We start from the raw sequence: 20,594 nt of genomic DNA on the forward strand, positions 1-20,594 counted from the left end.
GAGGCCCATGAGCGACCGCATCCCCGACACCTGCGACCTGTTGATCGAAGCCGGTTTCGTGGTGCCGGTCGTCCCGCACGGGGTGGTGTTGGAGGACCATGCGGTCGCCGTCACCGCCGGCCGCATCGTCGCGATTCTGCCGGTGCACGAGGCGCGCACGCGCTTCGTCCCGCGCGAGACGGTATCGCGCCCTGATGCCGCGCTGATCCCGGGCATGGTCAACGCGCACACCCACAACCCCATGACGCTGTTGCGTGGCGTTGCCGACGACCTGCCGCTGAAGGTCTGGCTGCAGCAGCACATCTGGCCCATCGAGGGCGCGGTGATCGGGCCGGATTTCGTGGCCGACGGCATCACCCTGGCGATCGCCGAGATGCTCCGCGGCGGCACCACCTGCGTCAACGAGAACTACTTCTTCCCCGACGTGCAGGCCGCGACGTACAAGCGCCACGGCTTCCGCGCACGCGTGGGACTGCCGGTGATCGATTTCCCGACGGCCTGGGCGGCGTCGGACGACGAGTACTTCGAGAAGGCCGGCGAAGTGCACGACCAATGGCGGGACGACGCGCTGATCGCGACCGCGTTCGCCCCGCATGCGCCGTACACGGTGAACGACGCCAATTTCGAACGCGTGCGCATGCTGTCGGACCAGCTCGACGTGCCCGTGCACCTGCACCTGCATGAAACCGCACAGGAAGTGGAACAGTCGCTGGAGAAGCACGGACAGCGCCCGATCGCGCGGCTGGACCGGCTGGGGCTGGTCAACGACCGCCTGATCGCCATCCACATGACCCAGCTCACCGAGGCGGAGATCCACCTCTGTGCCGAACGTGGCGTCAGCGTCGTGCATTGCCCGGAATCCAACCTCAAGCTCGCGTCCGGTTTCTGCCCGGCGTGCGCGCTGGAGCGTGCAGGCGTGACTTTGGCGGTCGGCACCGACGGCTGCGCCAGCAACAACGACCTGGACATGTTCAGCGAGACGCGCACTGCGGCGCTGCTGGCCAAGGCGGTGGCGCAGGATGCCGCCGCGCTGGATGCGTTCAGCGCCTTGCGCGCGGCCACGCTGGGCGGCGCGAAGGCGATCGGCTTCGACGACCGCATCGGCTCGATCGAGCCGGGCAAGGAGGCCGACCTGGTCTGCGTGGATCTGTCCGCGTTGGAGACGCAGCCGCTGCACCACGTGGTGTCCCAGCTGATCTACGCCACCGGCCGGCAGCAGGTCAGCGATGTGTGGATCGCCGGCAAGGCGAAGCTGCGGCAGCGTGTGCTGGTCGAGATGGACATCGACGGCGTCATCGCCAATGCGCGGCAGTGGCGCGAGCGGATCGCCGGCATCCGGCTGTCTTGACAACGTCATCCCAGCGAACGCTGGGATCCATGTGGACGTTGCGTTTGCTGTTTCCAGTGCGGCTCCAAGCAAGAGCAAGATGGGTCCCAGCGTTCGCTGGGACGACGGAATCGGCGCCTCGCGGGGTCGGCCCGATCTACAATGGCGGCATGACGACCACGACTTCGCCCCGCGACGACAACTTCAGCCAGGCCGAACTCGACAAGTTCGGCGCGCTCGCCAATCGCTGGTGGGATCCGGATGGCCCGCAAAAGGCGTTGCATGCGCTCAATCCGGTGCGCCTGCAGTACGTGCGTGATCGCGTGCGGCTCGCGGGCGCCACCGCACTGGATGTCGGCTGTGGCGGAGGACTGCTGAGCGAAGCGCTGGCGCGCGAGGGCGCGCATATCACCGCGATCGACCTCGCGCCCGAACTGGTGAAGGTGGGGCGTCTGCACAAGCTGGAATCGGGCGTGCAGGTGGACTATCAGCTGCGTTCGGTCGAGTCGCTGGCCGAGGAGCGCCCTGGCAGCTTCGACGTGGTCACCTGCATGGAGATGCTGGAGCACGTGCCCGATCCGGCGGCCATCATCCGTGCCTGCCACGCGCTGCTGAAGCCGGGCGGACAGCTCTTCCTGTCCACGCTGAACCGCACGCCGGCCGCCTTCGCGCTGGCCATCGTCGGCGCCGAGTACATCGCGCGCCTGCTGCCGAAGGGCACGCATCACTACAAGGAATTCATCAGGCCGTCCGAACTGGCCGGATGGCTGCGCGATGCCGGCTTCCAGTTGCAGGACGTCACCGGCCTGGCGTACGAACCATGGCGGCAGCGCGCGCGGCTGACCTCGCGCACCGACGTGAACTACCTCGCCAGTGCGGTGAAGCCGTGACGGCGCGGGGGTTCCCGCGCGCCGCGCTGTTCGACCTGGACGGCACGCTGCTGGACAGCGCGCCGGACATGCTGGCCACGGCGAACCGGATGCGCGCGTCGCGCGGTGTCGGCGCGATGACGCTCGATGTCCTGCGGCCCCACGTCTCCAAGGGCGCGCGCGCGATGCTGGCGGCCGCGTTTCCGGAGATGGAGCAGGGATCCCGCGAAGCGCTGGTGCCGGAATTCCTGGCGATCTACCAGCAAGAACTCGGCCGCCACAGCCTCCTCTTCGATGGTGTCGCCGACATGCTTGAAGCGCTGGAGCAGGCCGGCAGCGTGTGGGGCATCGTGACCAACAAACCCGAATACCTGGCGCGCGACATCCTGCCGCAACTGGGTTGGGAGAGCCGCTGCGCCGTATTGATCGGGGGCGACACGCTGGCCGAGAAGAAGCCGCACCCTTTGCCGCTGCAGGTGGCCTCCGAGCGCATCGGCATCGCCATCGCCGACTGCGTGTACGTGGGCGACGACGAGCGCGACATCCAGTCGGCGCGTGCCGCCGGCATGCCGTCCATCGCGGCGTTGTGGGGGTACCGGCAGGCGCACGAAGAGCCCGCGCTGTGGCTGGCGGACGTGATGGTCCAGCTACCCGCAGCCCTTGTTGAACCTTCAGTCTGGCCATCGGCGCAGCTTGTTGCAGGAGCGACGTAAGTCGCGACCGCATGGCGGCGGCGTCCTCTCGTTCCATCGGCAGGTTCTCCTGCAGTGTTGTGTTCTTTCCCGAGCGCCCAGCATCACGGTCGCGACTTACGTCGCTCCTACAAGAGTTTTCTGCATGTCCGACTCCGCCGCCCTCGACAGCTTTCTCGACAAATGGCGTGCACGTTGGCCCGAATGGTCGGTGGCCGAGGTGTTCGTCGCGCCTGCGCGACGCGATATCGCGGTGGCATGGTTCGCGCTGCTGCAGGAGTTCGAGGACGCCCTGAACATCGCCGGCGAGCCGCTGCCGGCGGATGCCAAGCTGGCGTGGTGGGGCGAGGAACTGCGTGGCTGGGCAGGACAGCGCTCGCGCCATCCGCTCGGCCGGCGCCTCGAACCCGTGCGCGCCGACTGGGCAAGGCTCGCGGAGGCGCTGCCCACGTTGGCGGAGGCACGCGCGCAGCCGGTGGACCGGAATGCGGGGCTTGCCGCGCTGTCGCGCTACGGCGATGCGGTCGCGGCCGTGGAAGCCGGGGTGCTGGGCCGCGCGCCCGCTTCACGCAGCATCGTCGCGCAGGCGCTCGCGATGCGATTGGCGGAGGCCGGCGCGGCGGGTATTCCCATGGAGCTCAGGCAGGGCGGAAACGACGCGCATGCGGCGCGTGCGTGGGCGGACTGCCTGCTGGGACAATGGACGCTGCGCGAGGGTGCGCGCGAACGCCGCCTGGTGTCGGCCTTTGCGCATGGACGCCTGCGCCGGCTTGCACAGCGGAGCGAACCCGGCGCGCTGCCATCGCGCGCCTCGCTCCTGTTCACAGGCTGGCGCGCCGCGCGCGGTGACTGAAGAGCACGCATATCGTTGCGATAGCGGCGGGAAACGGCCGTAACGGACTGTTTCATCTGGGGATTCGGGGCAGGGCGTACAATGCGCGGCATCCACTCCCCCGTGCATGACCATGGCTCCCTCGCTTCCCCTGGCGCCCCGCGCCGACCTCCCCGATGTCGCCCACCAGCGCGTGCCGCTGGCGCGCCCCCTGGACTGGGTGGGCATGGAGAACATCGCGCTGCCGGTGCGCATCGCCGACGGGCAGGGCGGGCAACTGCAGGTGGCCGCCAGCATCGACCTGTCGGTGAACCTGGCAAACGCGGATGCGCGCGGCATCCACATGTCGCGCCTGTACCTGCAACTGCAGGACGGACTGGCGCGCGAAGCGATCACGCCCGCGGGCCTGCGGCACCTGCTGCAGGACAGCGTGGCCTCGCAGTCCGGTCTGGCAACCAGCGCCCGCCTGAAGATCCGTTACGAAGCCCTCCTGCAACGCAAGGCGCTGGAAAGCGACTATGCCGGCTGGAAGCGCTATCCGGTCGAAATCGAAGCCACGTTGGCGGACGGTCATCTGGTGCTGGCGCTGTCGTTCGCGGTCGAGTATTCCAGCACCTGTCCGGCCTCGGCGGCACTGTCGCGGCAGGCCAACGCGGAGCGTTTCGCGGGAGATTTCGCTGCCGCGCATCCGCTGTCGGTCAACGTGGTGCACGACTGGCTGGCCTCCGAGCGCGGCCTGGCCGCCACGCCGCACGCGCAGCGCAGCCGGGCCAGCGTGCGGGTGGAATTGCGCCCGCAGTTCGACGAATTGCCGCTTGTCGCCCTGGTCGACGCCATCGAAGCCGCGCTCGGCACCCCGGTGCAGACCGCGGTCAAGCGCGTGGACGAGCAGGCCTTCGCCCGCCTCAATGCCGAGAACCTCATGTTCTGCGAAGACGCCGCGCGCCGCGTGGCGTCGGTCCTGTCGGGTGACGCCCGCATCGCCCGCTACGACGCCACCGTGGCCCATTACGAGAGCCTGCACCCGCATGACGCGGTGGCCCGCGTGAGCGGCAGCAACGACTGAGGCCGCCAGTCGGCGAGGTTGCGTCACTTCACATTTGTGACCCGATCCGCGCTAAGCTCGGGCGCTGACCGCTCGGCGGAATGGATATGGGGAATCCACGGCGCCTGGCCAGAGACTGGTTGCTCTGGTTCTGCCTGATCGGGTGGGCGATGCCCGCCACCGCGCAAACGCTTTCGCTGGCCCGGCTCGACGCCGATCCGCCGGCGCGCGATGTCGTGTCCGGCAAAGTGGATGCGCAGTTTGTCGTGGCCGACCGCGATGGCGTGATCTTCGAATCCCAGACATCGCCCCGTTGGTGGCGTGTCGTCAGCCCCGTGGACGTGGATGCAGGCCTGCAACCGCACCTGGTGGTGCGCGCGCCGTACCAGAACCGGATGGAACTTTGGACCCGTGAAGGAACGCCGGTCGTGCGCGCGCTGTTTGGCGCGGACGCCGACCTCGCGTTCTCGGCGCGCGCACTGGCGTTCCCGTTGCCGGAAGGCGTCCGGGCCGGCCAGCCCCTCTACCTGCGGGTGATCTCGGTGGGCGGCACGCCGATGCCGCTGTCGATCCAGCCCTTGCGCGACGTCCATCGGCAGGACCTGGAACACGTGGCTTGGCGGGCGATGGTCCTGGGTGCGATGTGCGTGCTCTCGGTGCTGGCATTGGGGTTCTGCATCGGGCTGGGGGAGCGCAGCTACGGATTCCTGGCGCTGACCCTGCTCTCGCAGGCGTTGTTCCTCGCGCTCGCGGGCGGCGAACTGCGCAGCATCGAGGTCTTCGGCCATGCGTTGGGTGCGGATCCCCGGATGTCGCGCATCGCCGGCATGCTGTCGGTGATCGCCAGCAATACCTTCCTCGCGTTCTATCTGGATCTGGCGCATCGCGGCCCGGTGCTCGCCCGCGTGCTGCGCGCATGCAACGTGCTGCTGGGCGGCCTGATGCTCGCTTCCCTGGCGAGTACCAGCCTGCTGGTTCCCCGTGCGGGCAACCTCATCTTGCTGGTCGCGACAGCCTGCGTGCTGCTGGCCTGCATCCGTGGCGCGTTGCGCAACGAGCGTCCGGCGTTCTTCCTGTTGCTGTCGTGGCTCCCGATGATCTCGCTCACCGCGGCGCGCGTGGGCGAACTGCTCGGCTGGTGGGTGGGGCCGGCCTGGCTGATACATGCATTCCCGCTCGGCTTCGCGCTGGCCGGATTGGTGCTGACGGTCGGCCTGGCGGACAAGATGCAGCAACTGCGCCGCGACCGCGACCGCGCCAGCCGCATGGCTGCGCTGGACATGCTGACGGGCGTGCTGTCGCGCACCGCGATCATCGACCAGCTGCAGCGCGAAGTGGAACTCGCCCACGCCCGTGGCACGCCATTGTCGGTGGTGTTCTTCGACATCGACCACTTCAAGCGGATCAACGACGAGCACGGTCACCCGGTAGGCGACCAGAGTCTGCGGCTGGTCGCCACCCGTACCCGGGGAAAACTGCGCAAGCACGATTTCCTCGGGCGCTACGGTGGCGACGAAATGCTGGTGATCCTGCCCGGCACCGCGCTCGATGACGCGCTGACCGTGGCCGAACACCTGCGCGAAGCAGTGAACAACCGGCCATTGACCATCGATGGCCGCGCGATCGACACCAGTCTCAGCCTGGGCGTGGCGCAGCTGGGCGCCGGCGAAACCTTTGAACGCCTGCTGGAGCGCGTGGACACGGCGCTGTACTCCAGCAAGTCCGCGGGCCGCGACCGCGTGACGGGCGACCTTTCCCCACAACCCGGAGATGCATGAATGAACCAGGAAGCCGCCGCCGTACGCTTTCCCGTGGAGCAACTGCAGATCGGCGATCTGTTGCTGATGTTGGGCAAGAGCCAGTTGTCCAAGCTGATCGCGTGGTTCGGCGACAGCCAGTACAGCCATGTATCGCTGGTATCCGACAACGGCCTGCTGATCGAGGGCATCCGTCCGGCCGTGCAGGAAAGTCCACTGGCCGCCCGGCTGTCGCCAGATGGTCCGGTGGTCTTCGTGGACGCCTACCGGTCCTTGGCCGACGACGGTACGCCGCTGGGTGCGGATGATCGCGCGGCGGTGCTCCGCCACGCGCGCTCGCTGATCGGCACGACGTTCGCGCAGGACGATCTGGTGGCGATCGGGTTGCTGGTCGCGCTGCGGGGCAAGCCCCGGCACCTCCCGGTCTGGTTGCGCTGGCTCATCCGCGAGGCTACCGAGCACGCGATCCGTGCCGATTCCGGCAGGATGTTGTGCAGCGAGTTCGCCTACCGCGCCTTCGCCGACTGCGACGCGGTGCCGGCCGGCCGTCTCGCACGACCCATCGTGCCGGGCGAACCCAGCGACCTGCCGTTTCCCGATGTCGACTACGTGAAGCTGCAGGAAGAAGTGCGCGAGATGCTCAAGCCCAAACACAAGACGCTGGAGCAGAATGCGGTCGGCGCCGAGGCGGTCGTCGGGACGTTGCCGGTCTGGGATACGGTCGATGCACTGGAACTGGACGATCCTGCGCTGGATGCGTCCATCGCCGCCCTGCGTTCGCAACTGGGCTTGACGCATGCCGGCGCGGACGCGTTCAAGGCGTCGGACGCGCTGCTCGAGGCCGCCTGGCCCGATGTCGGCCGGTCAAATCCCAAGCTGGTCCGCCCGCGCGATCTGGCGGACAGTCCTGCCAGCCGTTTCCTGGGTCGGCTCTAGCTGGCGGGAGCAGGCTTGCAGGGGGACGAAAGGCCCCGGGCCCTGAACGTTCGCGCTTACGTTCCGCGTTCGAGGACGAGCAGCGGGTCGATGCGCACATCGAACCGCGCCCCGTGAAACCGAAGGCGACTGCGCGTCGTGGCGCGTCGCAACGCGCCCGGGTGGTGAACGGCCGCGCCTACTTTCCGCGTTCGAGGACGAGCAGCGGGTCGATGCGCACATCGAACCGCGCCCCGTGAAACCGAAGGTGACTGCGCGTCGTGGCGCGTCGCAACGCGCCCGGGTGGTGAACGGCCGCGCCTACTTTCCGCGTTCGAGGACCAGCAGCGGGTCGATGCGCACATCGAACCAGTTCATCCCCCAATGCAGATGCGGCCCCGTCGCGCGCCCGGTCGCACCGACGGCGCCGATCACTTGGCCCGGTTCCACGCGATCCCCCACCTTCACGTCGATGCGCGACAGGTGCAGGAAGTTGGAACTGACGCCATGGCCGTGGTCCAGCAACAGCGTGCCGCCGGTCAGGTAGAGGTCGGGGGCGGCGAAGGTCACCACGCCACCGGCAGGTGCCTTCACGGGCGTGCCGTTCGGCGCGGCGATATCCATGCCGGAATGCCCCGCACCGGGCTGGCCGTTGTAGACGCGGGCATTGCCGAAGCGGCCACTGATGCGGCCCTGTACCGGCCACTGGAAGGGCAGGGCGAAGTCGGCGCGTTCGTCGTCGCGTACGCGTGCTGCGGTCACCCGTGCCTGCTCGCGCTGGATGCGTGCGGCGATCTCCGGCGGCGGATTGACCGTCCTGGGTGGCACGCCATTGACGTTCTCCACCGGCCAGTCACGTGGAGCCACGGGGATGCTGACGGATTCGCTGCGGCCGGAGGGCGTGGTGACCGAGACCTGCAGCGGACCGGTTTCATCGCGGCCCACGCCAAGCACCACGGTGCCGTAGCCCGTCGTGCGCAGCAGGCGGTCGCGATACCGTACCTGGCTGCCCGGCGGGACTTTGCCGAACACCAGCGCACCCTGCGACACGCTGGCCGGGAACACCACGCGTTCTTCCTGCGAAACGGGTGCGGCGGGTGCCACATCCTGCGCGGCAACCAGGGGAATCCACCCGGCACAGACAGCGGCGAACAGCGCCGCGACCGCCAGCTTCAACGTGCGAACTCCAGGCGCTGGCCGACCGGCGTGCCGACCAGTTGCTCGCCGTTCCAGACCATGCGGCCATTGACCCACGTGGCGCCGACGCGGGACCGGAACGTGCGGCCTTCGAAAGGCGACCAGCCGACCTTGGACAATACGTCCTCACGCTTCACGGTGAACGGCTCGTCGTCGATCAGCACCAGATCGGCGAAGTAACCCTCGCGCAGATAGCCGCGTTCCTTGACGTCGAACAACTGCGCGGGCGCATGCGCGAACTTCTGCACCACGCGGGTCACGTCCATGCGGCCTTCATGCACCAGTTCCAAGGCGGCGACCAGCGCGTATTGCACCAGCGGCAGGCCGGAAGGCGCCTGCACGTAGGGCTTTTCCTTTTCTTCGAGCGTGTGCGGCGCATGGTCGGTGGCCAGCACATCGATCACGTCGTCCACCAGCGCCTTGATCAGCGCTTCGCGGTCGCTGGCATCCTTGATGGCGGGGTTGCACTTGATCAGGTTGCCCAGCGTCGCGTAGTCCGCGCGGTCGAAGCGCAGGAAGTGGATGCAGGTCTCCGCCGTGATGCGCTTGCGCGCGCCATCCGCGTGCACCAGGGGGCCGGGCGTGAACAGCGCCAGTTCGTCGGCGGTGGAGATGTGCAGCACGTGCAGGCGGGTGCCGTGCTTGCGCGCCAGCGACATGGCCAGGCGGGTGGACTTGATGCAGGCTTCGCGACTGCGGATGTCGGGGTGGTGCTCGGCCGACAGGGCATCGCCGTACCTGGCCTGGAATGCGGCCAGGTTAGCGTCGATGGTCGGGGTGTCTTCGCAGTGGGTGATGATCGGCGTGGGCGCCTCGCGGAAGATCGCGTCCAGCGTGTCCGGGTTGTCGACCAGCATGTTGCCGGTGGAGGCGCCCATGAACACCTTGATGCCCGGCGCGGTCTTCGGGTCCAGGGTACGGATCGCCTCCAGATTGTCGTTGCTGGCGCCCATGTAGAAGCCGTAATTGCCCCAGGCGCGGCCCTTGGCGCGCTGGTACTTGTCCTCCAGCGCAGCGGCGTCCAGCGTCGGCGGACTGGTGTTGGGCATGTCCATGAACGTGGTCAGGCCGCCAGCCACCGCCGCGGCGGATTCGGTGGCCATGTCGCCCTTGTGCGGCATGCCGGGTTCGCGGAAATGCACCTGGTCGTCGATCATCCCCGGCAACAACCAGCGGCCGGCGGCATCGATGACGGTATCGCCGCCCTGGGGCACGATCTCGGCGGCGATTCGCGCGATGCGGCCATTCTCGAAGCGCAGGTCACCCTCGGTGACGCGGCCCTCGTTGACCATGCGGGCGTTGACGATGACGGTGGCGGGCATCAGTGGTTTCCTGTGCAGGAGTGGGGGAGGTCGGCGCCGTCCCGGGGAGGAACCGGGTCGTGGCCGCCGGGGTGGAGCGGGTGGCAGCGGCCTATCCGGCGCACCGCCAGCCAGCCGCCCTTCAGCGGGCCGAAGCGGCCGATGGCCTCCATGGCGTACTCCGAACAGGAGGGCACGAAGCGGCAGCGAGGCCCCAGCAGCGGACTGATGAAGCGCTTGTAGCCCTTCAGCAGCAGGATGAGCAGGCGGGCGAGCATGGCCCGATGATACCGCGTCGGGTTGCCGCTGCCTCCCGGGTAGGCTATAAAAGCGCGCTTTCCCGATGCTCGGGAAGAACAAGGAAGCGCTGTTCGTGGCTGCAAAGAAACCTGCGAAGAAGGCCGCCAAGGCCGCCAAGAAACCCGCTCAGACCGTCGCCAAGAAGCCTGTCGTGAAGAAGGCTGTCGCCAAGAAGCCGGCCCCCAAGCCGGTGGCCAAGAAGGCGGTGCCCAAGCCTGCTGCCAAGAAACCCGTGGCCAAGAAGGCGGCGCCGGCGAAGAAACCGGCTGCCAAGCCGGTGGCCAAGAAGGCGGCACCGGTCAAGAAAGCGGTTGCCAAGGCAACCAAGCCCGCAGTTGCCAGGAAGCCTGCGCCCGCACCGGCCACCAAGGCGCCCGTCGCCAAGGCGGCCCCGGTGAAGGCGCCGGCCAAGGCCGCGAAGCCCGCTCCCAAACCCGCACCGAAGCCCGCCGCAAAGCCGGCTCCGGCAAAGTCCGCCCCCCGCGGCTGCGACCAGACTCCCGTGCCGGTTCCCCCCCAGGCGGCTGCCCCGGCCCCGGCGCCCGCCGCCAGGTTCCGTCCCCCCCGAAGCCTGTGCCAGCCCCGAAACCGACTACCAAGAACGCCAAAGCCTCTACCTCCGTCGAAGCCCCTGTGAGTCCACGTCCCGCTGTTGCCCGCCCCGTGGGCAAGGTCGCGGTGGCCGTGGCCGCCCGGCCTGCGGCGCCGGTCGTGCGCGGCAAGGTGAAAGAAGTGCCCTACAAGACCGATGAAGCCACCGGTCGCCCGATCGTGCCGACCGGCTACAAGCCCTCGCCTGACGAGGAATACATGAGCACGTTGCAGCTGGAGTACTTCCGCCAGCGGCTGTTGCAGTGGCGTGCCGACCTGGTCGAGGAATCCAAGCAGACCATCGAGAACCTCAAGGATGAAGTCCGCGACATCGGCGATGAGGCCGAGCGCGCGACGCGCGAGACCGAAAACTCGCTGGAACTGCGTACCCGCGACCGCTACCGCAAGCTGATCGGCAAGATCGACAGCACGCTGAAGCGGCTGGAGGGTGGCGACTACGGCTACTGCGTCGATACCGGCGAAGAAATCGGCCTGGATCGCCTGGAGGCTCGCCTGACTGCCGAGCGCACCATCGATGCCCAGGAGCGCTGGGAACACATGCAGAAGCAGCAGGGCGACTGAGCCCGGCGTCATCCGCATACGGAAAACCCCGCTTCGGCGGGGTTTTTTTGTGCCCGGCAGAAGATGTCGCCGGCTACTGCAGCTCGCGCAGGTCCAGCCGCCGCAGCCGCGGCGCCTTCCACGCGGTGAACCCGGCGACGGAGAGGATCGCGAAACCGCCCACGATCACGGCAGGCACCAGCCCCAGCAGTCTTGCCATCGTACCGGCGTAGAACGCACCCAGTTCGTTCGACGAACTGACGAAGATGCCGTTGATCGACGACACCCGTCCGCGCATTTCGTCCGGCGTGGACAGTTGCAGGATGGTCGAGCGGACCACCACCGAAACGCCATCGCACATGCCGTAGAACAGCAGGATCCCCGCCGACAGCCAGAAGCTGCGCGACAGGCCGAAGGCGATGACGCTCAGCCCAAAACCCGCGACAGCGAACAGCAGGACGCGCCCGGCGTGCTTCTGCAGCGGATGGCGCGCCAGCCACAGGCCCACGCAGACCGAGCCCGCCGCCGGCATCGCACGCAGGATGCCCAGGCCTTCCGGCCCGTAATGGAGGATGTCGTGGATGAAAGCCGGCAGCATGGCCACCACACCGCCCAGCAGCACCGAGAACATGTCCAGCGCCATCGCACCCAGCATGATCTGGTTGCCCAGCACGAAACGCCCGCCCTGCGCGATGCTCGCGAAGACCGGCAGGCTGACCGCCGGCGGCCCCGGCTCTTCCACGCGCAGCCGCGCCAGCACGATGCCGGCCATCAGTGCGAACACCACCGCCATCGCGTACGACAGCGTCTTGCCGCCAAAGCCGACCAGCAGCCCGCCCAGCGCGGGGCCGGTGACCAGCGCGGCCTGGAAGATCACGCTGCCCAGCCCTGCGGCGCGCACGAAGTCCTCGCGTGGCAGCACTTTGGCGAACAGGGCGTTGTAGACCGGACTGAGGAACGAGCGCGCCATGCCGGTCAGTGCGATGGCCGCGTAGATGGGCCATGTCCCCTGGAAGGGCAGCCAACCCGCAGACACGGCCACCAGGATCACTGCCGTGGTCGCCAGTGCGCCGCAGGCGACCATGCCGATCCGTCGTCGCGGCAGGTGGTCGACCAGATAACCCGCGAACGGCGCCACGCAGAAGAACGGCAGTACTTCGGCCAGCCCGACCAGGCCGAGCGAGAACGGATCGCGGGTCAGTTCGTAGATATGCCAGCCGACCGTGACCGCGACGATCTGGTACGACAACAGTGCGCAGATGCGGTAGGCCAGTACCGCGGAGTAGCCGCGGTTGCGCAGCAGCGAGAAGGCGGAGCGGGAACCGGCTTCGCTCACTTCGCGTTGGCGGCCGTCTCGCGGATGAAGGCCAGCAACGACGCCAGGCCGTTGCTGCGCGTGGGCGAGAGATGCTTGGCCAGGCCGATGTCGGCGATGTAGTCGGGCGAGGTCGCCAGGATTTCCGCGGCAGGCCGCCCGGCGTAGACGCGCAGGGCCAGGAAGATAAGTCCCGACACGATGGCCGAATCACTGACGGCATGGAAATCGAGTTTCGCCGCGTCGCCCTCGGGCACGATCCACACCATCGACTGGCAGCCGAGCAGGCGGTGTTCTTCCCGCTTCCACTCATCCGGGAACGCGGGCAGCTTGCGGCCCAGGTCGATCAGGTACTGGTAGCGCTCGGACCAGTCGCTGAAGAAGGCGAATTCGTCCTTGATGGCGGCCTGCGCATCGGCGGCGGTGGGTTCGAGCGGGAAGATCGTGTCGGTCATGGGATGAGCAAGCCTGGTTCAGAAGCCCCTCTCCCCTCGGGAGAGGGGTTGGGGTGAGGGTACGGCGGAGTCTTTATGGTGCCGACGTCCCGATGTCGCCGGACCCTCATCCGGCGCTTCGCGCCACCTTCTCCCGGCGGGAGAAGGGAGGAGCGGTTCACGCACGCTTCCAGCGTACGCCCTGCGGCGTGTCTTCCAGCAGGATGCCTTCGGCCGCCAGCTGGTCGCGGATGGCATCGGAGCGCGCGAAGTCGCGGGACTTCTTCGCGGCGGCGCGCTCGTCGATCAGCGCCTGGATGCGCGCGTCGTCATCGGACGAGGTGCCGCGGCCGAACCATTCGGCGGGGTCCTGCTGGAGCAGGCCGAGCACGAGGCCTGCGCCTAGCAGCTCGGCTTTCAGACGCTGCCGACCCTCTGGCGTCGTCGCCTTGCGGGCATCTGCGGCGATGCGGGCGACTTCGGCCAGCGCCTGTGGCGTGTTCAGATCATCGCTGAGCGCCTCCTCGATGACCTGCGGCGTGAGCGGCACGACCTTGATCTCGCCCAGGTCGCGCAGCGTGCCGTACAGCCGGTCCAGCGTGTTCTTCGACTGTTCGACCAGCGCTTCCGACCAGTCCAGCGGCTGGCGGTAGTGCGCGGAAAGCAGTGCGTAGCGCAGCGCTTCCGGCGGGTGCTGTTGCAACAGGTCGTGGACCTTCTCGATGTTGCCCAGCGACTTGCTCATCTTGGCGCCGCCGAAATTGAGCATGCCGTTGTGCAGCCAGAAACGCGCGAACGTCTTGTGCGACCCGTCGGCGTGCTTGTGCGCGCACTCGCTCTGCGCCACTTCGTTCTCGTGATGCGGGAACTGCAGGTCCACGCCACCGGCGTGGATGTCGATGGTCTCGCCGAGGTGCGCGGCGGCCATCGCCGAGCACTCGATATGCCAGCCGGGGCGGCCGACGCCCCAGGGCGACTCCCAGCCCGGCAGGTCCGGCGTGGAGGGCTTCCACAGCACGAAATCGCCAGGATCGCGCTTGTATGGCGCCACTTCCACGCGCGCCCCGGCCAGCATCTCTTCCGGGTCGCGCCGCGACAGCTTGCCGTATTCCGGGAAGCTGCCGACCGAGAAGAGCACGTGGCCTTCCGCGGCGTAGGCGTGGCCACCCGCGATCAGTTGCTCGATCATCGCGATGATGTGGGGTATGTGCGCCGTGGCGGCCGGCTCGATGTCCGGACTGAATTCACCGGTCACGCCCAGCCCGGCCATGTCCTGCCGGTAGGCATCGGCGTAGCGGTCGGTGATGGCCGAAATCGCCACGCCAAGCTCCTTCGCCGCTGCGTTGATCTTGTCGTCCACGTCGGTGATGTTGCGCGCGTAGCGCAGCGCGCCGTAGCGCCGGCGCAGCAGCGCGGCCAGCACGCCGAACACCACCGGCCCGCGGGCATTGCCGATATGGACGTAGTTGTAGACGGTGGGTCCGCACACGTACATCGTGGGGACGGGGCCGAGTGGTTCGAATTCCTCGACCCGGCGGGTGAGGTTGTTGTGCAGGCGCAAGGTCATGGAGGCGGGGCAGGGGAGAGCCGGTGGATTCTACCTTCTGCGCCGGGACCGGGGGTCGGAGCGGTTTCACGGCGTCGATGTTCAGCCCCACTCAAGGCGCGGTCCCTACACTGTGACACCGGGATACCACTTTCAGGCCACATGCACCGCCTCCGCTCCGCCCTTTTCCTGCCCTGCCTGCTGTTCGCCGCGTCCGCCATGGCGCAGGAGCGGGTGATCCCGGCAGAGAATGTCCGCCTGGACTATGCGCAGGTGCTGAGTGTGGAGCCGGTCTACCAGACGCTGCGGGCCAGCCGCACCGAACAGCGGTGCGACGAAGTGCCGGCGCCGAAACCCGAACAACCGGCCGAGGAAGACAGTCGCTGGTCGAGGGTGGTCAGTTCGGTGCGCGGGTGGTTCGGCAGTGACGAGGCCGCAGAGCCACCGGTAGCGCCCCCGGTCCCGACGGTGAAGGTCAACTGCCGCATGGTGCCCGTCGAGCGGGAGTTCCAGCGGCCCATCGCCTACGACGTGGACTACATCTACAAGGGCGTGAAGTACCGTTCGCGCCTGGCGGAGGATCCGGGCAACCGCCTGCGCATCCGTATCTCTGTCGCGCCGTACGTGGCACCCGCCCAGCCCACGGCAAGCGGTCCCTGATTTCCGGCACGGTTGCACACGCAACCGAATCCGTCCTTGCGCTGCGCCGCAGCACATGCGAGCATTCGCGCCCATGAAGATGAATGCACACGCCCATGCTGACAGCGCGGCCCGCCAGGCCTCGAGCATGACGTCGCGTGCGCGTCGACCGGAATCCTGCATCTAGCTGGGTACCCCGGACGTCGTCGCCTGTTCACCGGAAACCCAGCCAGAGGCTGGGTTTTTTCGTTTCCGATACCCGCAATGCCACATTCCCGAAACCAGGATGCCGTAATGAAGCACTTCTTGAACACGCAGGACTGGAGCCGCACCGAACTGGACGCCTTGCTGACACAGGCCGCGTTGTACAAGCAGCACAAGCTGGGCGATGCGCTGAAGGGCAAGTCCATCGCGCTGGTGTTCTTCAATCCTTCGATGCGTACCCGCACCAGCTTCGAGCTGGGCGCGTTCCAGCTGGGTGGCCATGCCGTGGTGCTGCAGCCGGGCAAGGACGCGTGGCCCATCGAGTTCAACCTGGGCACGGTGATGGACGGAGACACCGAGGAACACATCGCCGAGGTGGCCAAGGTGCTGGGCCGCTACGTGGACCTGATCGGCGTGCGGGCCTTCCCGAAGTTCGTCGACTGGGCCTATGACCGCGAGGACATCGTGCTGAAGTCGTTCGCCAAGTACTCGCCGGTGCCGGTGATCAACATGGAGACGATCACCCATCCCTGCCAGGAACTGGCCCACGCGCTGGCGTTGCAGGAGCACTTCGGCACGTCCGACCTGCGCGGCAAGAAATACGTGCTCACCTGGACGTACCATCCCAAGCCGCTGAACACCGCGGTCGCCAATTCCGCGCTGACCATCGCCACGCGCATGGGTATGGACGTCACCCTGCTGTGCCCGACGTCGGACTACATCCTGGACGAACGCTACATGGGCTGGGCCGAGCAGAACGTGGCTGAAAGCGGCGGTTCGCTGACCATCAGTCACGACACGGACAGCGCCTATGCCGGTGCCGACGTGGTCTACGCCAAGAGCTGGGGCGCGCTGCCCTTCTTCGGCAACTGGGAGCCCGAGAAGCCCATCCGCGACCAGTACAAGCACTTCATCGTCGACGAGCGGAAGATGGCGCTGACCAACAACGGTGTCTTCAGCCACTGCCTTCCGTTGCGCCGCAACGTGAAGGCCACCGACGGCGTGATGGACTCGCCGCAGTGCATCGCGATCAATGAAGCCGAAAATCGCCTGCATGTGCAGAAGGCGATCATGGCCGCGTTGGTGAAGTAGCCCGAATCTGCTCCTTCCCCCGCTTGCGGGGGAAGGCTGGGATGGGGGCGAGCCGCCTCCGGAAAGTTCGGCCTCATCCCATCGCCCCCACTCCGACCCTCCCCCGCGATGCGGGGGAGGGGGCACACCTCCAGAGAACCAAGAAATGACTGCTTCCGACTCCAAAGACATCGTCCTCGCCTTTTCCGGCGGCCTCGACACCAGCTTCTGCGTGCCCTACCTGAAGGAGCGCGGCTGGAACGTGCACACCGTGTTCGCCGACACCGGCGGTGTGGATGCAGAAGAGCGCGCCTACATCGAACAGCGCGCCGCCGACCTGGGCGTGGCCAGCCACGTCACCGTCGATGGCGGCCCGGCGATCTGGGAGGGCTTCGTCAAGCCGTTCGTGTGGGCGGGTGAGGGTTACCAGGGGCAATACCCGCTGCTGGTGTCCGACCGCTACCTGATCGTCGACGCCGCGCTGAAGCGGGCCGCCGAACTGGGCACGAACGCGATCGCGCACGGCTGCACCGGCATGGGCAACGACCAGGTGCGCTTCGACCTCGCCGTGAAGGCCAGCGGCGATTACCGCATCGTGGCGCCGATCCGTGAGATCCAGAAGGAACACACCCAGACCCGCGCCTACGAACAGGCCTATCTGGAAGAGCGCGGCTTCGGCGTGCGCGCCAAGCAGAAGAGCTACACCATCAACGAGAACCTGCTGGGCCTGACGATGTCCGGCGGCGAGATCGACACGTGGTCCGCCCCCGGCGAGGGCGCCCGTGGCTGGTGCGCGCCGCGCGCCGAATGGCCGGTGGAGCCGCTGCGGGTGACGGTCGGCTTCAAGAACGGCGAGGCGGTCAGCCTGGACGGACAGCCCGTCGCCGGTGCCGCGCTGCTGGCGAAGTTGAACGCGCTGTTCGCGCCTTACGGCGTGGGCCGTGGCGTGTACACCGGCGACACCGTGATCGGCCTGAAGGGGCGCATCGTGTACGAAGCCCCGGGTCTGATCTCGCTGCTGGCCGCGCACCGCGCGCTGGAAGAGACCGTGCTGACCAAGCAGCAGAACCGCTTCAAGCCCGAGATCGCGCGCAAGTGGGTCGAACTGGTGTACGAAGGCTTCTACCACGACCCGCTGAAGGCTGACCTGGAAGCGTTCCTGCAGTCCTCGCAGGCCACCGTCAACGGCGAGGTGGTACTGGAAACCCGTGGCGGCCGCGTCGATGCGGTGGCGGTGAAGTCCCCGCACATCCTCAATGCCAAGGGCGCGACCTACGCGCAGTCGGCGGACTGGGGCGTCGAAGAAGCCGAAGGCTTCATCAAGCTGTTCGGCATGAGCTCGACGCTGTGGGCCGAGATCAACCGCTGAGTCTTCAGGAAATGCCCTGCCGTCATTCCAGCGCAAGCTGGAATCCAGTTTGATTCTGCTTCGGACGTTCCAGAAGCAAGAGCAAAATGGATCCCGGCATGCGCCGGGATGACGACTGGAACGTTGATCGACCACGGACAAGACACACCATGCTGCCATCCGTTCTCCAACACCTCGACAAGCTGGTGTCCTTCGACACCCGCAACCCGCCGCGCGACATCGGCACCGACGGCATATTCGACTATCTGCGCACGCAACTGGCGGACTTCACCATCGAAGTGACCGACCACGGCGCTGGCGCGGTGTCGTTCTTCGCCGTGCGCGGACAGCCGAAGCGGGTGTTCAACGTTCACCTGGACACGGTGCCATCGTCGCCGGCATGGAGCGCCAGTCCGCATGTGTTGCGCATCGAAGGCGACCGCGCCATCGGTCTGGGTGCCTGCGACATCAAGGGTGCAGCAGCGGCGCTGGTCGCCGCAGCGCAGGTGACGCAGGGCGATGCCGCGTTCCTGTTCACCACCGATGAGGAAGCGAACGATGCCCGCTGCATCGCCGCGTTCCTGGCGCGCGACCACGGGTTCGGCGAGGCGATCATCGCCGAACCGACCCGCTGCGAAGCCGTGCTCGCGCACCGTGGCATCAGCGCCGTGCGCATGGCCTTCAAGGGACAGGCAGGCCACGCTTCTGCCGAGAACGCGCTGTCGCTGAGCGCGCTCCACAACGCCATGCGCTGGGGCACGAGCGCGCTGGATTTCGTGCAGGCCCAGCATCACCTGCGTTTCGGCGGACTGACCGGCCTGCGCTTCAACATCGGCCGGGTCGAAGGCGGCATCAAGGCGAACATGATCGCGCCCAGCGCAGAGGTCCGGTTCGGCTTCCGGCCGCTGCCGTCGCAGGACATGGACGAGTTGCATGCCACCTTCCGCAGCTTCGCCAGTGCCGAGGCGCTGGCCGAGTACGAGGAAACCTTCCGCGGCCCGTCGTTGCCATCGGGCGATGTCGCGCGGGCGGAGGAGCGCCGGCTGGCCGCGCGCGACCTGGCCGACGATCTGGGTCTGCCGATCGGCAATGCGGTGGATTTCTGGACCGAAGCCTCGCTGTTCTCGGCGGCAGGTCTCACCGCGTTCGTCTACGGTCCTGGCGACATCGCGCAGGCGCACACCGCCGACGAATGGGTCTCGCTGGAGCAGTTGCAGCGGTATGCCGACAGCATCGTCAGGATCCTCCAATAACGCGTAGGGCGGGCCCAGGCCCGCCATAGATCGTCAACGACGGTGGGCCAAGGCCCACCCTACGAAAGCAAGAGACATGGAATCGAACAAGCAAACCCGCCAGACCATCATCCGGCTGCTGTCCAGCATGGCCAGTGCGAAGGAGATCTCGCAGTACGTCAAGCGCTTCTCGCAGCTGGACGCCAAGCGCTTCGCCGTGGTCAAGGTCGGCGGCGCGGTGCTGCGCGACGATCTGGAAGCGCTGACGTCATCGCTGACGTTCCTGCAGGAAGTCGGGTTGACGCCCATCGTCGTGCACGGTGCGGGGCCGCAGCTGGATGAAGAGATGACTGCCGCGGGCATTACCAAGCAGACCGTCAATGGCCTGCGTGTGACCACGCCCGAAGTGCTGGCCATCGTGCGCAAGGTATTCCTGCAGCAGAACCTGGCGCTGGTGGAAGCGTTGCAGCAGGTCGGTGCGCGTGCCACGTCGATTGTCTCCGGTGTGTTCGAGGCCGAATACAAGGACCAGGCCACCTATGGCCTGGTCGGTGACGTCACCCGCATCAACCAGGCGCCCATCGAGGCCAGCCTGAAGGCGGGTTCCATCCCCGTGATCGCCAGCATGGGCGAAACCGTCGGTGGGCAGATCCTCAACATCAACGCCGACTTCGCCGCCAACGAGCTGGTGCAGGTGCTGCAGCCGTACAAGATCATCTTCCTGACCGGTACCGGCGGCCTGCTGGATGCGGAGGGGCGGGTGATCGATTCGATCAACCTGTCCACCGAGTACGACGAACTGATGGCGCAGCCCTGGATCAACGGCGGCATGCGGGTGAAGATCGAGCAGATCAAGGACCTGCTGGACCGCCTGCCGCTGACCTCGTCGGTTTCCATCACCAAGCCGGCGGAACTGGCCAAGGAGCTGTTCACCCACAAGGGCTCCGGCACGCTGGTCCGGCGCGGCGAACGCGTGTTGCGCTTCGAGGGCTCGTGGGAGGGCGTCGACCTGCCGCGCCTGCGCACGCTGATCGAATCGAGCTTCGGCCGCACCTTGCTGCCCGATTACTTCGAGCGCACCGCGCCGTACCGCGTGTATGTCAGCGAGAACTACCGCACGGCGTTGATCCTGACGCAGGAGGAGGGCTTCGCCTACCTGGACAAGTTCGCCGTGCTCGATGACGCGCAGGGCGAGGGGCTGGGCCGGGCTGTCTGGCACGTGATGCGCGAGGAGAATCCGCAGCTGTTCTGGCGCTCGCGCCACAACAATGCGGTCAATATCTTCTATTACGCCGAATCCGATGGCTGCTACAAGCAGGAGAAGTGGAAGGTGTTCTGGTACGGCATCGAGGATTTCGGCGACATCGAGCGCTGCGTGGCGCATTGCCGTACGCGCCTGCCGACGCTGAAGGACTGAC

Annotated in this window: 18 protein-coding genes and 1 pseudogene; 13 read left to right on the top strand and 6 right to left on the bottom strand. The window is 67.3% G+C overall.

Annotated elements, in window-relative coordinates:
- Positions 1-7 precede the first annotated feature (7 nt).
- The 7 genes from OY559_RS08000 (at position 8) to OY559_RS08030 (ending at position 7,458) form a co-directional block, all read left to right on the top strand.
- Entirely contained in the window at positions 8-1,348 is a 1,341-nt protein-coding gene (locus OY559_RS08000) for a TRZ/ATZ family hydrolase (protein ID WP_277729502.1), read from the top strand.
- Positions 1,349-1,497: 149 nt separating this feature from the next.
- Complete coding sequence (gene ubiG, locus OY559_RS08005) at positions 1,498-2,217, top strand: bifunctional 2-polyprenyl-6-hydroxyphenol methylase/3-demethylubiquinol 3-O-methyltransferase UbiG (RefSeq protein ID WP_277729503.1); 720 nt, start codon at positions 1,498-1,500, stop codon at positions 2,215-2,217.
- Positions 2,214-2,909, top strand: a complete 696-nt coding sequence (locus OY559_RS08010; protein ID WP_277729504.1) for a phosphoglycolate phosphatase — start codon at positions 2,214-2,216, stop codon at positions 2,907-2,909. Before ubiG ends, OY559_RS08010 begins: the two co-directional genes overlap by 4 nt.
- A 124-nt stretch (positions 2,910-3,033) precedes the next feature.
- Entirely contained in the window at positions 3,034-3,741 is a 708-nt protein-coding gene (locus OY559_RS19745) for an isoprenoid biosynthesis enzyme family protein (RefSeq protein WP_343228775.1), read from the top strand.
- A 106-nt stretch (positions 3,742-3,847) separates the two neighbouring features.
- The gene (gene folE2, locus OY559_RS08020; RefSeq protein WP_277729505.1) at positions 3,848-4,786 is read left to right on the top strand and encodes a GTP cyclohydrolase FolE2; all 939 of its coding nucleotides are present in this window, start codon (positions 3,848-3,850) and stop codon (positions 4,784-4,786) included.
- Positions 4,787-4,872: 86 nt separating this feature from the next.
- The gene (locus tag OY559_RS08025; protein ID WP_277729506.1) at positions 4,873-6,543 is read left to right on the top strand and encodes a sensor domain-containing diguanylate cyclase; all 1,671 of its coding nucleotides are present in this window, start codon (positions 4,873-4,875) and stop codon (positions 6,541-6,543) included.
- Positions 6,544-7,458: a hypothetical protein gene (locus OY559_RS08030; protein ID WP_277729507.1), complete on the top strand. Its 915-nt coding sequence runs from the start codon at positions 6,544-6,546 to the stop codon at positions 7,456-7,458. It begins immediately after the preceding gene.
- Positions 7,459-7,758: 300 nt separating this feature from the next.
- Here OY559_RS08030 and OY559_RS08035 read toward each other — a convergent pair whose 3' ends face one another.
- From OY559_RS08035 to yidD, 3 genes are read right to left on the bottom strand one after another with little or no spacing between them, the layout of a single operon-like run.
- On the bottom strand, positions 7,759-8,565 hold the full coding sequence (locus OY559_RS08035; RefSeq protein ID WP_277729954.1) for a M23 family metallopeptidase: 807 nt from the start codon (positions 8,563-8,565) through the stop codon (positions 7,759-7,761).
- Between the two features lie 44 nt (positions 8,566-8,609).
- Entirely contained in the window at positions 8,610-9,956 is a 1,347-nt protein-coding gene (locus tag OY559_RS08040; protein ID WP_277729508.1) for a dihydroorotase, read from the bottom strand.
- On the bottom strand, positions 9,956-10,213 hold the full coding sequence (yidD, locus tag OY559_RS08045) for a membrane protein insertion efficiency factor YidD (RefSeq protein ID WP_277729509.1): 258 nt from the start codon (positions 10,211-10,213) through the stop codon (positions 9,956-9,958). Before yidD ends, OY559_RS08040 begins: the two co-directional genes overlap by 1 nt.
- A 95-nt stretch (positions 10,214-10,308) precedes the next feature.
- Between yidD and dksA the strand changes: the two are divergent.
- A pseudogene (gene dksA / locus OY559_RS08050) lies at positions 10,309-11,408 on the top strand (RNA polymerase-binding protein DksA).
- A 73-nt stretch (positions 11,409-11,481) separates the two neighbouring features.
- Here the strand turns inward: dksA and OY559_RS08055 are convergent.
- From OY559_RS08055 to cysS, 3 genes are all read right to left on the bottom strand, one after another.
- Positions 11,482-12,723, bottom strand: a complete 1,242-nt coding sequence (locus OY559_RS08055) for an MFS transporter (RefSeq protein ID WP_277729510.1) — start codon at positions 12,721-12,723, stop codon at positions 11,482-11,484.
- Complete coding sequence (locus tag OY559_RS08060; protein ID WP_277729511.1) at positions 12,720-13,157, bottom strand: SufE family protein; 438 nt, start codon at positions 13,155-13,157, stop codon at positions 12,720-12,722. Before OY559_RS08060 ends, OY559_RS08055 begins: the two co-directional genes overlap by 4 nt.
- A gap of 157 nt (positions 13,158-13,314) precedes the next feature.
- Complete coding sequence (cysS, locus tag OY559_RS08065) at positions 13,315-14,703, bottom strand: cysteine--tRNA ligase (RefSeq protein ID WP_277729512.1); 1,389 nt, start codon at positions 14,701-14,703, stop codon at positions 13,315-13,317.
- A gap of 198 nt (positions 14,704-14,901) precedes the next feature.
- Here cysS and OY559_RS08070 point away from each other — a divergent pair, with 198 nt between their 5' ends.
- The 5 genes from OY559_RS08070 (at position 14,902) to OY559_RS08090 (ending at position 20,593) form a co-directional block, all read left to right on the top strand.
- Positions 14,902-15,342, top strand: a complete 441-nt coding sequence (locus tag OY559_RS08070) for a hypothetical protein (protein WP_277729955.1) — start codon at positions 14,902-14,904, stop codon at positions 15,340-15,342.
- A gap of 273 nt (positions 15,343-15,615) precedes the next feature.
- Complete coding sequence (locus OY559_RS08075) at positions 15,616-16,617, top strand: N-acetylornithine carbamoyltransferase (protein ID WP_277729513.1); 1,002 nt, start codon at positions 15,616-15,618, stop codon at positions 16,615-16,617.
- A 145-nt stretch (positions 16,618-16,762) separates the two neighbouring features.
- Positions 16,763-17,965, top strand: coding sequence for an argininosuccinate synthase (locus tag OY559_RS08080; RefSeq protein WP_277729514.1), 1,203 nt, complete (start codon positions 16,763-16,765; stop codon positions 17,963-17,965).
- A 149-nt stretch (positions 17,966-18,114) separates the two neighbouring features.
- Positions 18,115-19,197 (top strand): acetylornithine deacetylase, encoded by a 1,083-nt coding sequence (locus OY559_RS08085; protein ID WP_277729515.1) that lies wholly within the window; start codon positions 18,115-18,117, stop codon positions 19,195-19,197.
- A gap of 76 nt (positions 19,198-19,273) precedes the next feature.
- Positions 19,274-20,593 (top strand): acetylglutamate kinase, encoded by a 1,320-nt coding sequence (locus OY559_RS08090; RefSeq protein WP_277729516.1) that lies wholly within the window; start codon positions 19,274-19,276, stop codon positions 20,591-20,593.
- The last annotated feature ends 1 nt before the right edge of the window (position 20,594 follow it).

It is taken from the genome of Pseudoxanthomonas sp. SE1 (genome assembly GCF_029542205.1).
Taxonomy (GTDB): Bacteria; Pseudomonadota; Gammaproteobacteria; order Xanthomonadales; family Xanthomonadaceae; genus Pseudoxanthomonas_A.

Excerpts from the sequence above, each read along its gene's own strand:
- OY559_RS08000 (WP_277729502.1), top strand. The coding sequence starts at position 8 with ATGAGCGACCGCATCCCCGACACCTGCGACCTGTTGATCGAAGCCGGT.
- ubiG (WP_277729503.1), top strand. The coding sequence starts at position 1,498 with ATGACGACCACGACTTCGCCCCGCGACGACAACTTCAGCCAGGCCGAA.
- OY559_RS19745 (WP_343228775.1), top strand. The coding sequence starts at position 3,034 with ATGTCCGACTCCGCCGCCCTCGACAGCTTTCTCGACAAATGGCGTGCA.
- folE2 (WP_277729505.1), top strand. The coding sequence starts at position 3,848 with ATGACCATGGCTCCCTCGCTTCCCCTGGCGCCCCGCGCCGACCTCCCC.
- OY559_RS08025 (WP_277729506.1), top strand. The coding sequence starts at position 4,873 with ATGGGGAATCCACGGCGCCTGGCCAGAGACTGGTTGCTCTGGTTCTGC.
- OY559_RS08030 (WP_277729507.1), top strand. The coding sequence starts at position 6,544 with ATGAACCAGGAAGCCGCCGCCGTACGCTTTCCCGTGGAGCAACTGCAG.
- OY559_RS08040 (WP_277729508.1), bottom strand. The coding sequence starts at position 9,956 with ATGCCCGCCACCGTCATCGTCAACGCCCGCATGGTCAACGAGGGCCGC.
- yidD (WP_277729509.1), bottom strand. The coding sequence starts at position 10,213 with ATGCTCGCCCGCCTGCTCATCCTGCTGCTGAAGGGCTACAAGCGCTTC.
- OY559_RS08060 (WP_277729511.1), bottom strand. The coding sequence starts at position 13,157 with ATGACCGACACGATCTTCCCGCTCGAACCCACCGCCGCCGATGCGCAG.
- cysS (WP_277729512.1), bottom strand. The coding sequence starts at position 14,703 with ATGACCTTGCGCCTGCACAACAACCTCACCCGCCGGGTCGAGGAATTC.
- OY559_RS08070 (WP_277729955.1), top strand. The coding sequence starts at position 14,902 with ATGGCGCAGGAGCGGGTGATCCCGGCAGAGAATGTCCGCCTGGACTAT.
- OY559_RS08075 (WP_277729513.1), top strand. The coding sequence starts at position 15,616 with ATGAAGCACTTCTTGAACACGCAGGACTGGAGCCGCACCGAACTGGAC.
- OY559_RS08080 (WP_277729514.1), top strand. The coding sequence starts at position 16,763 with ATGACTGCTTCCGACTCCAAAGACATCGTCCTCGCCTTTTCCGGCGGC.
- OY559_RS08085 (WP_277729515.1), top strand. The coding sequence starts at position 18,115 with ATGCTGCCATCCGTTCTCCAACACCTCGACAAGCTGGTGTCCTTCGAC.
- OY559_RS08090 (WP_277729516.1), top strand. The coding sequence starts at position 19,274 with ATGGAATCGAACAAGCAAACCCGCCAGACCATCATCCGGCTGCTGTCC.